The sequence below is a fragment of the Lapillicoccus sp. genome (assembly GCF_046595215.1).
In the GTDB taxonomy this organism is placed as follows: domain Bacteria; phylum Actinomycetota; class Actinomycetes; order Actinomycetales; family Dermatophilaceae; genus Lapillicoccus.
The window spans coordinates 1-10,480 of the sequence record NZ_JBKJPP010000167.1 but is presented as its reverse complement, the minus strand read 5'-3'; the positions used below and the strand labels follow the sequence as shown (position 1 = coordinate 10,480).

The following is a 10,480-nucleotide window of genomic DNA, read 5'->3' as shown; positions in this document are numbered from 1 at the left end:
CCGGATGAAACGTGACAATTAGGTCACAAGGCGCGCCGCTTCTACCAGAGTTTGGTAAAGAACGGCACCCACCGAACGGTCGCGTCCTAGGGTGCGGAGCGTGGCCACCAACACCGGAATCGTGGCGCGCAGACGGATGACTGCGCGTCGACTCCCGGCCGTCTTCCGTGGCACCAGAGCCCGGCGATCGTATGCCGCGCCAGCCTTCCGGGTGGCCGCTCTGATCCTCCTCGGGCTCGCGTTGTTCCTCGTCATGTTGCTGACGGAGGGCTGGGTGGACGTCGGTGCCTACGCCCCCCTCGTCCTGCTGGCCGGGCTCTACCTCGCCCCCGGCGCGATGCTGCTCGTCAGCGCGACCTTCGTCACCGAGCTCGTCATCAGCAGCTCCATGCGCGGGTGGACCCCCTCGATCATCATCGCGGTCGCGTCCATCGTGGCGGTCGTCGTCCTCATGCTCTCGACCTCGCGGTCCCGGGCCCGGATCGGGGTGCAGGGCCACCACGGCGAGTCGATGTTCGTCGACCTTCGTGACCGGCTGCGCGCCTTCGGCGAGCTGCCGGAGCTGCCCACCCGTTGGCATGCGGAGACGGCCGTCGAGTCGGCCTACGGCCAGTCCTTCTCGGGGGACTTCGTGGTGGCGACCCGCTCCCACTCGGGGCAGTGGCTCGAGGTGGTCCTCGTCGACGTGTCCGGCAAGGGCGTCCAGGCGGGCACCCGCGCCCTCCTGCTGTCAGGGGCCCTCGGCGGGCTGCTGGGGGAGATGGAACCCGAGCGGTTCCTCGGCGCAGCCAACTCCTACCTGGTGCGGCAGGAGTGGGACGAGGGCTTCGCCACCGCCGTGCACGTCTCGATCGACCTGACGAGCGGAGAGTTCAGCATCGGCAACGCCGGCCACCCTGCTGCGGTCCAGTTCGTCAACGGATCCGGGCGCTGGGCCATGCAGGGCGACACGGCGGGCCCGCTCCTCGGGGTCATCGAGGACGCGACCTTCACCAGGGCCTCGGGCCAGCTCCACCGTGGAGACGCGCTGGTGCTCTACACCGACGGGGTCATCGAGACCCGGCACCGCGACCTCAACGTCGGCGTCGACCGGATGCTCGGCGCCGCCGAGCGCCTCGTCCCCCGGGGGTTCACCGGCGGTGCGCAGCGACTCTGCGCGTCGGCCAAGGCCGGCGAGACCGACGACCGTGCGGTCGTCATGATCTGGAGGGACTGAGCGACGGGATCGTGACGTTCGGACCCTGACGTCCGGACCGTGAGATGTGCCCGCCCCCGGGAATGAGCGACGTGGGGCCGGCGCTGCACGGACATGAGCCGTTTCCCCCGGGTGGTCGATGACGTGTCCGTGCGTCTGATCGCCGCCGTCGTCCTCGTCCTGACCGTGCTCGCCCTCGCCACCGGAGCGTGGTGGCTCTACGCCCCCCTCCTGCTCGACTTCGCCCTCCGGGCGGCCGTCGGTCCCCAGGTCAGCCCCGTCGCTCAGGGGGTGGACCGGTGGCTGCGCCCGCGGGTGGCGGCCGCGCGCCAGCCGACCGCCGGCGCGCCGAAGCGCTTCGCGGCCACGATCGGCGCCGTCATGAGCGCGGTGATCCTGCTCCTCTGGGCCACCGGAGCGGCCCAGCCGCTGCTGCTCGTCCTGGGCGCGGCGATGGTGCTCTTCCCCGCGCTGGAGTCGATCCTCGGGATCTGCGTCGGGTGCCTCGGCTTTGCCGGGCTGATGCGGCTCGGCGTCGTGCCCGCCGAGGTCTGCCTCGAGTGCGCCGACATCACCCTGCGCCAGCGTCGCACCGTTTCGTCGGACCTCTGACGCGCTCGGACCACTGACGCACCGTCAGCGTCCACCTGACTAGCATCCGTCCCGTGACCAGGCAGCCTCCCGTGCGGACCTTCAACGCGCGACACGGGCGCGTCTCGTCCCTCAACCGCCGCCGGCTGGAGGACCTCGGCCCGGCCCGGTCGGTGCCCGAGGGCCGTCTGGACCCCGAACGGGCCTTCGGTCGACGGGCCCCGCTCGTCCTCGAGGTCGGCTGCGGCCACGGCGAGTCCGCGATCAGGTATGCCGGGTCGCACCCCGCCCACGACATCCTCGCTCTCGACGTGCATACGCCGGGGATCGCGCGGATGCTCGCGGCGGCCGACGCTGCCGGGGTCCCGAACCTGCGCATCGAGCGCGCGGATGCCGTGGTGTTCCTCCAGGACCGGGTCGGCCCGGGCCAGCTGGACGCCGTCCACCTCTTCTTCCCGGACCCCTGGCCGAAGGCCAAGCATGCCAAGCGGCGGTTCGTCTGTGTGGGCACGCTCGACCTCCTCGAGACCCGGCTCGCCCTGCAGGGGCACCTGCTGGTGGCAACCGACCAACCCGACTACGCGGCATACGCGATCGCGCAGGTCGAGGCGCACGGCGCGTTCGTCGTGCGGCCCGGGGAGCGCCCGGCGTGGCGTCCGACCGACGGCTTCGAGGCCAAGGCACTGGCGGCGGGACGGCGCGTCACCGAGCTGCGCATCGAGCGGCCCTGAACCGTGATGGGCCGCCGATCGACCGCGTGGAGCGCCCGGTCAGGAGAAGGCGGTCACGCCGGTGATGTCCCGGCCGACGATGAGGGTCTGCATGGTCTCGGTGCCTTCGAAGGTGTGGATGCCCTCGATGTCGGCCATGTGCCGCATGACGTGGTTCTCGAGGAGGATGCCGTTGCCCCCCAGCAGGTCTCGGGCATCGGCGATGATCTCCCTCGCCTTGCGGGTGTTGTTCATCTTGGCCAGCCCGGCCATGGTGGGGCTGAGCGTCCCGGCGTCGGCGAGCCGTCCGATCTGCATGCAGTAGAGCTGCATGCTGGTCAGCTCGGCCAGCATGTGGACCAGGCGCTGCTGCACGATCTGGAAGTGGACGAGCGTCTTGCCGAACTGGCGGCGCTGTCGGGCGTAGGTCAGTGCGGTGTCGTAGGCGGCGGTCGCGTGACCGAGCGCCATCCAGGCGCAGGTGCTGCGCGTGGTGGTCAGCACCCGGCCGGTGTCCTTGAAGGAGGTCGCGCCGGGCAGCCGGTTCTCCGCCGGGACGCGCACCCCGCGCAGCGTGATGTCGGCCTGCCACACCGCCCTCAGTGAGAGCTTGCCATCGATCCTGGTGGCCTCGTAGCCCTCGGCCGGCGTCTCCACGACGAACCCGTTGACCTCACCGTCGTCGGCGTTGCGCGCCCACACGACGACGAGGTCGGCGATCGTGCCGTTGCCGATCCAGCGCTTCTTCCCGTCCAGGACCCACTCGTCGCCGGCCCGGCGTGCGGTGGTCTCCAGCGCGATGGAGTCCGACCCGTGGTCGGGTTCGGTGAGGGCGAACGCCCCCAGCTTGTCCATGGTCGCCATGTCCGGCAGCCAGCGGGTGCGTTGTTCCTCGGAGCCGCACATCGCGATCGCCTTCATCGCCAGGCCCGCGTGCACGCCGAGGAACGTCCCGAGGCTGCCGTCACCACGGTGCAGCTCCATGTGCACCAGCCCGCAGGCCATCGGACTCATGCCGGCGCAGCCGTAACCCTGGATGTCCTCTCCGACCAGGCCGAGTCCCGGCAGCTTCCGGATCAGCGGCCAGGGCAGCTCCGCCCGCTCCCAGTAGTCCCCGACGACCGGCACGACGTCCTCGTCGACGAACCGTCGGGTGGTGATGAACCGGTCCCACTGTTCGTCGGTGAACTGCTCCCGGACCGCGAAGAAGTCGGTGCCCAGGGCCTCGCCAAGGTGGTCGTACCCGGTGCTGGTCATGTCCGGTCCTCTCGTCGGTGGTGCAGAGTGGTCTGGTCCCGCAGCTGAGGTGAGGAGCCGCTCGCACGGGACGGCGCGGGGCCCGATCGGTCCTGCAGGAACTGGGCGATCTCGACGGCGGAGGTCGCGGGTTCCTCCAGCAGGAAGAGGTGCCCGCCGCCGCGGACGACGTGAAGGCGCGCCCGGGGGATGAGCCACGCGAGGATGCGTCCGTTGATGAGCGGCACGATGGGGTCGTCGTCGCCGGAGATCACCAGCGTCGGCTGCGGCAGCCGGTACAGCCACGGCACGCTGCTCCAGCCCTGGATGGCGTAGAGCTGCTGCAGGTAGCCGTTCCACGTGGGCGGTCGGGCGAAGCGTGAAAGTGGGTGCATCGCCGAGGGCCCACCCAGCCGCGAGCGGCCGCCATACAGCTCCGCCGCGACGGCGCGGAAGTACTCCGGGTCGTGGTAGCGCCGCGGGGTGCTCATCTTCAGGAGCACCGCCGGCGAGCCCGGGACGCCCCCGATCCCCGGCATGGTGGCCGCGAGGACGAGCCTGCCGACGCGGTCCGGGGCCTGATGGGCCAGCTGCTGGGCGATCGCGCCTCCCAGTGAGACGCCCAGGACGTCGACCTGCTCCTCGCCGAGGGCCGTCAGGAGCCGCTCCACGACGCGGGCAATGGCCGGCATCCTGCGCGGGACCCGCCAGCCGCTGGACCCGCCGGTGCCGGGGGCGTCGAAGGAGATCGTGCGCAGGCCCCTCGCCACCAGCTCCCGCTCGAGGGGCTCCCACATTCCGAGGTTGCCTCCCAGACCCATGATGAGCAGGAGCGGCGGGCCGCTCCCGCGCACGGAGACCTGGATGTCCAGGCCGTCGACGCGCACCCGGGCCGGCGTGGCCTCGCCGGGCGCGGGCTGCTTCGTCACGTCGCGCTCCTCACGTGGCGTAGACGTAGGTGCCCGGCGCTTCGGCCAGCACCTCGTGCTCGGGATTGCCCAGGGTCCTCGGCGCGCGCTTGTCCGGGCCCGAGCGAGCGGTCAGCCACTGCACGAAGTCGGTCCACCAGCTGCCCTGGGTCTGGTCCACCGAGCCGAGGAAGTCCTGCGGGTCGACCGGCGTGTCGTCGCTCGCCCGATAGCTGGACTTGGGGTTCCCGGGAGGGTTGACGAGTGCAGCGATGTGGCCGTTCGTCGAGAGCACGAAACGGCTCTGACCGCCGAGCAGCTGCACGGTGCGGTAGCAGCTGGTCCACGGGCAGATGTGGTCGGCGATGCCCGCGACCACGTAGGAGTCGACGGTGACCTGCGACAGGTCCACCGGCGTGCCGAGCACCTCGGCGCCTCCCGGCCGGGTCAGGGCGTTGCTGACGGCCAGGTCGAGGAAGTCCGCGTGCAGCTCGGCGGCCATCCGCGTCGTGTCGGCGTTCCAGTAGAGGACGTCGAACGCGGGGGGTTGCTTGCCGAGCAGGTAGTTGTTGACCCAGTAGTTCCAGACCAGGTCCCCCGGTCTCAACCACGCGAAGATCGCCGCCAGTGACCGGCCGTCGAGATAGCCGTCGGCGCGGGACCTGGCGGCTGCGGCCGCCACCAGCTCCGGGCTGGTGACCGAGGACATCAGGCCCGCACGGGACTGGTCGAGCAGCGTGACGCCGAGCGAGAACCCCGCCAGACGGTGTTCCTGCCCGGAGGCCACGAGGTGGCCGAGTGCCAGGGTGGAGATGATGCCGCCCGCGCACAGCGAGAAGAGCACGCTCTTGTCGGTGGCGCAGATGTCCTCCACCGCTCCCAACGCCTCGAGGACGGCCTGCACGTAGGTGTCCAGGCCCCAGTCGGCATGCTTCCGGTCGGGATTGCGCCACGAGATCATGAACACCTGCTGACCCGAGGCGACGAAGTGCTCCACCATGCTTCGGCCCGGCGCGAGGTCGGCGACGTAGTACTTGTTGATGGTCGGAGGCACCATCAACAGCGGTACGGCCCGCACCCGCGCCGTCTGCGGGGCGTACTGGATCAGCTCGAAGACGTCCGTGCGCATCACGACCGACCCCGGGGTCACCGCGAGGTTCTTCCCCACGGTGAAGGCTGACGTGTCGACCATGGTCGGCACCCGGGGCGGGACGGCCATGTCCTGGACGAAGTTGCGCGCTCCCCGCAGATAGCTCGCCCCCCCGGTGTCCAACGCCGCCTTCAGCGCCGCGGGGTTGAGCACGGGGTTGTTGCTCGGGCTGAGGGCCTCGACGATGTTCTCGGCGACGAAGGAGAGCCGCTCGTCGTCCCGCCACCCCAGCTCGGCGTCCGTCACCAGCTCCGTCGCCGCCCGGCCGGTGACGAGGTAGGCCTGGAGCACACGGCGCAGGAGCGGGTTGTCACGCCATGCCTGCTCGGCGAAGCGGCGGTCCTTGGGCGTCGGAGCGACCGCCGAGAACCCTGCGGCCACCTTGAGCAGCTCCGCGGCCGTCGCCGTGGCCCGCCGGCCCACCGTCCGCGGGCGGGCCGCCAGGCGGGCGCCCAGTCGCAGCCCCGACATGCCGGGGTTGAACCTCCGCAGCGGGCTGAAGACCGCGTCGACCAGCAGCGAGTCGAGGGGCGCCGCAACATCGACGTTGTCCTCGCCGAGCCCACGGTCCGGCGCGGGTGGCGCGACCCTGCCCCGCGGAGGCGACTCCCGGGGGGCGCCGCCCGAGCCGCCCCCCGGAGGCCTCGCGGTGGCGGAGCGTGCTCCCTGGCGCGCCGGGCCGCTGCGGCGCGGTGCTCTGGGACGGGGAACCGAGTCGACGGCCAAGGTCACTCCTTCAGGACCGGTGGACCCCGGTTCACCCGAGGCCCGCTACGTCACTGACCTTAGGCGAGTTCCCCGTCTCCTGCAGCCTGTTGTTCCGGTGGAGCGGGCGACGAGAATCGAACTCGCGTAATCAGTTTGGAAGACTGGGGCTCTACCATTGAGCTACGCCCGCGGGTGGCCCGGATGCTGACGGGTCGTCCGTGGCGATAGCGTAGTGCCCGCACTCGTGGGAACCCAATCCGGACGGGGTTCCCTGGCGTATGCCGCGAGGGCGAGTGACGGGGTATGGCGCAGCTTGGTAGCGCGTCCGCTTTGGGAGTGGAAGGCCGCAGGTTCGAATCCTGTTACCCCGACCGTCGTGGTGTCTCAGCAGGGCGTGGTGTCTCAGCAGGGCGCGCAGTCCCATTCGGCCTGCGGACGCCCAGCGGCTAGCATGGACCCTCGGTGCGGCCGTATGCCGTGTGCCCAGCCATGCGAGTGGCCGCGCTCCACCACACACCACGTCGTCGTCCACCCAACCAGGTATGGAGAAACCGCAGTGAAGAGTGCGCTCGAGACCCTCAACCCGACCCGGGTCAAGATGACCGTCGAGGTCCCCTACGAGGAGCTCAAGCCGAGCCTCGACACGGCATACAAGACGATCGGTCAGCAGATCCAGGTGCCCGGCTTCCGCAAGGGCAAGGTCCCGGCCCGGATCATCGACCAGCGCGTCGGCCGCGGCGCCGTCCTCCAGGAGGCCGTCAACGAGGCCCTGCCGAAGTTCTACGGCCAGGCCATCGACGACAACAAGGTCCGTCCGCTCGGCCAGCCCGACATCGACGTCACCGAGGTGCCGGCCGAAGCGGGCCAGGAGCTCAAGTTCACCGCCGAGGTCGACGTGCGCCCGGAGATCACCCTCCCGGACTACGCCGGCATCAAGGTCGAGGTCGACGAGGTCGCCGCGACGGACGAGGACATCGACGAGCGCCTGCTGGCGCTGCGCCAGCGTTTCGGCACCCTCAAGGGCGTCGAGCGGGCCGTCGAGGAGGGTGACTTCGTCTCGCTCGACCTGTCGGCGACAATCAACGGCGAGCAGATCGACGCCGTCACTGGCGTCTCCTACGAGGTCGGCAGCAAGAACATGCTCGAGGGTCTCGACGAGGCGCTGCTCGGCATGACGGCCGAGGAGACCAAGTCCTTCACCGCGCCGCTCGCCGGCGGCGAAAACGAGGGCGCGGACGCCGAGTGCGTCGTCACCGTCCAGTCCGTCAAGGAGCGCGAGCTCCCCGAGCTCGACGACGACTTCGCCCAGCTCGCCTCGGAGTTCGACACCCTCGCGGAGCTGCGCGCCGACGTCACCAGTCAGGCGGAGCAGGCCAAGAAGTTCGAGCAGGGCATCCAGGCCCGCGACCGGATCCTTGACCAGCTCATGGACACCGTGGACGTCCCCGTGCCGGACGGCCTCGTCGAGGCCGAGGTCCGCTCCCACCTCGAGGGCGAGGACCGCCTCGACGACGACGAGCACCGCGCCGAGGTCGACGCGACCACCCGCAAGGCGCTCAAGGCCCAGCTCCTGCTCGACGCCATCGCCGAGAAGGAGCAGATCTCGGTCGGCCAGCCCGAGCTCGTCGAGTACATCGTCATGTCGGCGCAGCAGTACGGCATGGATCCCAACGAGTTCGCCCAGACGATCGACAAGCAGGGCCAGGTGCCCGCGATGGTCGCCGAGGTCGCCCGCCGCAAGGCGCTCGCCCACGTGCTCGAGCAGGCCACGGTCGTCGACACGGCCGGCACGCAGATCGACCTCAACGACGTGGGCCCCGAGGACCCGGCCGGCGCCGAGGACGACGAGGCGCCCACGGGCGCGCAGGACGCCGTCGAGACGGATGTCCCGGCCGAGGCCGAGCGCGAGGCCGAGCGCGACGACGTCAGGGCCTGAGCCGGGAGCCCGTTCCACCGACCCCACGGGGGCACTGTGCGCTCAGGGCGAACACCGCCCGTTTGGGGATTCCCCGACGCGGGGCGGGCGTTAGGGTCATTGACAGACACAGGCTCAACCCCAAAGACGATGGAGACCAAGGTGGCCCACAGGAACGAGATCGTCGCCGCAGGTGCAGGTTTGGCCGGCGGGCTGGACGATCACATCTACAACCGCTTGCTCAAGGAACGGATCATCTTCCTCGGCTCCGAGGTGCGTGACGACAACGCGAACGCCATCTGTGCGCAGATGCTGCTGCTCACCGCCGAGGACCCCGACAAGGACATCTGGCTCTACATCAACAGTCCCGGCGGCTCGGTAACCGCGGGCATGGCGATCTTCGACACCATGCAGTGGGTCCCCAACGACGTGGCGACCGTGGTGATGGGGATGGCGGCCTCGATGGGGCAGTTCCTCCTCAGTGCCGGCACCCCCGGCAAGCGCTACGCGACGCCGCACGCCCGGGTCATGATGCACCAGCCCTCCGGCGGCATCGGTGGCACCGCGAGCGACATCAAGATCCAGGCCGAGCAGATGCTCCACATCAAGAAGCAGATGGCGGAGCTCATCGCCGAGCACACCGGCCAGACCCTCGAGCAGATCGAGAAGGACTCCGACCGCGACCGGTGGTTCGCGGCCGAGGACGCCAAGGCCTACGGCTTCGTGGACCACGTCTTCTCCCGCGCGGAGCAGGCCGAGAGCGGCAAGCCCGAGGGTGACGCCCCGCTGACCGGCGGGAAGTCCGACGACGCGACCGGCGAGACGCCGGCCGCGAAGTGACGGCTCGAGAACGGACTATTGGAGAAACGATGACTGTGAACCCGTTCGGAGCAACCGCTGGCGGTCTGCAGGTCCCCCAGCCCTCGAGCCGCTACATCCTGCCCCAGTTCGAGGAGCGGACGTCCTACGGGATGAAGCGCCTCGACCCCTACACGAAGATGTTCGAGGACCGCATCATCTTCCTCGGCGTCCAGGTCGACGACGCGTCGGCAGACGACATCATCGCCCAGCTCATCGTGCTCGAGTCACAGGACCCGGACCGCGACATCATCCTCTACATCAACAGCCCCGGCGGATCGTTCACGGCGATGACGGCGATCTACGACACGATGCAGTACATCCGCCCTGACGTGCAGACGTTCGTCGTCGGTCAGGCTGCCTCGGCCGCCGCCGTGCTGACGGCTGCCGGCGCGCCGGGCAAGCGGTTCGCCCTGCCCAACGCCCGTATCCTCATTCACCAGCCCGCGCTCGCGGGTGGGGAGTTCGGTCAGGCGTCGGACATCGAGATCCAGGCCAATGAGGTGCTGCGCATGCGCACGTGGCTCGAGGAGACGCTGGCCGGTCACACGGGGCGCACCCCCGAGCAGGTCAACGAGGACATCGAGCGCGACAAGATCCTCTCCGCCGCCGAGGCCAAGGACTACGGCCTCATCGACGAGGTGCTCCTGTCCCGCAAGACCTCGTTCGCGAAGTAAGCCCCGCCACACGGCATACCGGGTCGGCGTCCCCCGCGCGGGGACGCCGGCCCGTGTCGGTGGAGGTCCCGGGACGGGGGCCGTCTCTCCGCCGATAGCGGAACCGGGCCCACAGACGTGCGGCGCGCGGGCGGTCCGCGTCTAATAGGGGACGAAGGCGGCGCAAGGAAGGTAGCGTCATCCGGAGCAGGATCTCGGCAGCACCCGCGGCAGCACCAACAGGAGGCATCACGTGGCACGCATCGGAGACGGTGGCGGCGACCTCCTGAAATGCTCGTTCTGCGGCAAGTCGCAGAAGCAGGTCAAGAAGCTCATCGCCGGCCCGGGTGTCTACATCTGCGACGAGTGCATCGACCTCTGCAACGAGATCATCGAGGAGGAGCTCGCGGAGTCGTCCGACCTCAGCCTCGACGAGCTGCCCAAGCCACGGGAGATCTTCGACTTCCTGCAGAACTACGTCATCGGCCAGGACGTCGCCAAGAAGGCGCTCGCGGTGGCCGTCTACAACCACTACAAGCGGATCCAGGCGGGG

At 70.0% G+C, this 10,480-nt stretch carries 10 protein-coding genes and 2 tRNA genes; 8 read left to right on the top strand and 4 right to left on the bottom strand.

Going from position 1 to position 10,480, the window contains the following annotated elements; all coding sequences use genetic code 11:
* Positions 1-100: 100 nt before the first annotated feature.
* The 3 genes from ACLL9L_RS14830 (at position 101) to trmB (ending at position 2,517) form a co-directional block, all read left to right on the top strand.
* Positions 101-1,216, top strand: coding sequence for a PP2C family protein-serine/threonine phosphatase (locus tag ACLL9L_RS14830; protein ID WP_411285431.1), 1,116 nt, complete (start codon positions 101-103; stop codon positions 1,214-1,216).
* 93 nt (positions 1,217-1,309) lie between these two features.
* The gene (locus ACLL9L_RS14825) at positions 1,310-1,807 is read left to right on the top strand and encodes a DUF4395 domain-containing protein (protein ID WP_411285430.1); all 498 of its coding nucleotides are present in this window, start codon (positions 1,310-1,312) and stop codon (positions 1,805-1,807) included.
* 53 nt (positions 1,808-1,860) lie between these two features.
* Positions 1,861-2,517, top strand: a complete 657-nt coding sequence (gene trmB, locus ACLL9L_RS14820) for a tRNA (guanine(46)-N(7))-methyltransferase TrmB (protein ID WP_411285429.1) — start codon at positions 1,861-1,863, stop codon at positions 2,515-2,517.
* 39 nt (positions 2,518-2,556) lie between these two features.
* Here trmB and ACLL9L_RS14815 read toward each other — a convergent pair whose 3' ends face one another.
* From ACLL9L_RS14815 to ACLL9L_RS14800, 4 genes are all read right to left on the bottom strand, one after another.
* Positions 2,557-3,753, bottom strand: a complete 1,197-nt coding sequence (locus ACLL9L_RS14815; protein ID WP_411285428.1) for an acyl-CoA dehydrogenase family protein — start codon at positions 3,751-3,753, stop codon at positions 2,557-2,559.
* Positions 3,750-4,661 carry an alpha/beta fold hydrolase gene (locus tag ACLL9L_RS14810; protein ID WP_411285427.1) on the bottom strand — a complete coding sequence of 304 codons (912 nt, stop codon included), beginning with the start codon at positions 4,659-4,661 and terminating at the stop codon, positions 3,750-3,752. The genes ACLL9L_RS14815 and ACLL9L_RS14810 overlap by 4 nt, the downstream gene beginning before the upstream one ends.
* A 10-nt stretch (positions 4,662-4,671) precedes the next feature.
* Positions 4,672-6,516 carry a PHA/PHB synthase family protein gene (locus ACLL9L_RS14805; RefSeq protein WP_411285426.1) on the bottom strand — a complete coding sequence of 615 codons (1,845 nt, stop codon included), beginning with the start codon at positions 6,514-6,516 and terminating at the stop codon, positions 4,672-4,674.
* Between the two features lie 98 nt (positions 6,517-6,614).
* Positions 6,615-6,688: transfer RNA gene (locus ACLL9L_RS14800), tRNA-Gly, on the bottom strand.
* 107 nt (positions 6,689-6,795) lie between these two features.
* On the opposite strand from ACLL9L_RS14800, the gene ACLL9L_RS14795 reads away from it, so the two are divergent.
* The 5 genes from ACLL9L_RS14795 to ACLL9L_RS14775 form a co-directional block, all read left to right on the top strand.
* Positions 6,796-6,869: transfer RNA gene (locus tag ACLL9L_RS14795), tRNA-Pro, on the top strand.
* Between the two features lie 185 nt (positions 6,870-7,054).
* Positions 7,055-8,434, top strand: a complete 1,380-nt coding sequence (tig, locus tag ACLL9L_RS14790; RefSeq protein WP_411285425.1) for a trigger factor — start codon at positions 7,055-7,057, stop codon at positions 8,432-8,434.
* Between the two features lie 141 nt (positions 8,435-8,575).
* Positions 8,576-9,253 (top strand): ATP-dependent Clp protease proteolytic subunit, encoded by a 678-nt coding sequence (locus tag ACLL9L_RS14785; protein WP_411285424.1) that lies wholly within the window; start codon positions 8,576-8,578, stop codon positions 9,251-9,253.
* A 29-nt stretch (positions 9,254-9,282) separates the two neighbouring features.
* Complete coding sequence (locus ACLL9L_RS14780; protein ID WP_411285423.1) at positions 9,283-9,948, top strand: ATP-dependent Clp protease proteolytic subunit; 666 nt, start codon at positions 9,283-9,285, stop codon at positions 9,946-9,948.
* Positions 9,949-10,180: 232 nt separating this feature from the next.
* Positions 10,181-10,480, top strand: a 300-nt coding sequence (locus ACLL9L_RS14775) for a ClpX C4-type zinc finger protein (protein WP_411285422.1), incomplete at its 3' end; no start/stop codon positions are given.

Coding starts and splice junctions, on each gene's coding strand:
- ACLL9L_RS14825 (WP_411285430.1), top strand. CDS start 1,310: ATGAGCCGTTTCCCCCGGGTGGTCGATGACGTGTCCGTGCGTCTGATC.
- ACLL9L_RS14815 (WP_411285428.1), bottom strand. CDS start 3,753: ATGACCAGCACCGGGTACGACCACCTTGGCGAGGCCCTGGGCACCGAC.
- ACLL9L_RS14780 (WP_411285423.1), top strand. CDS start 9,283: ATGACTGTGAACCCGTTCGGAGCAACCGCTGGCGGTCTGCAGGTCCCC.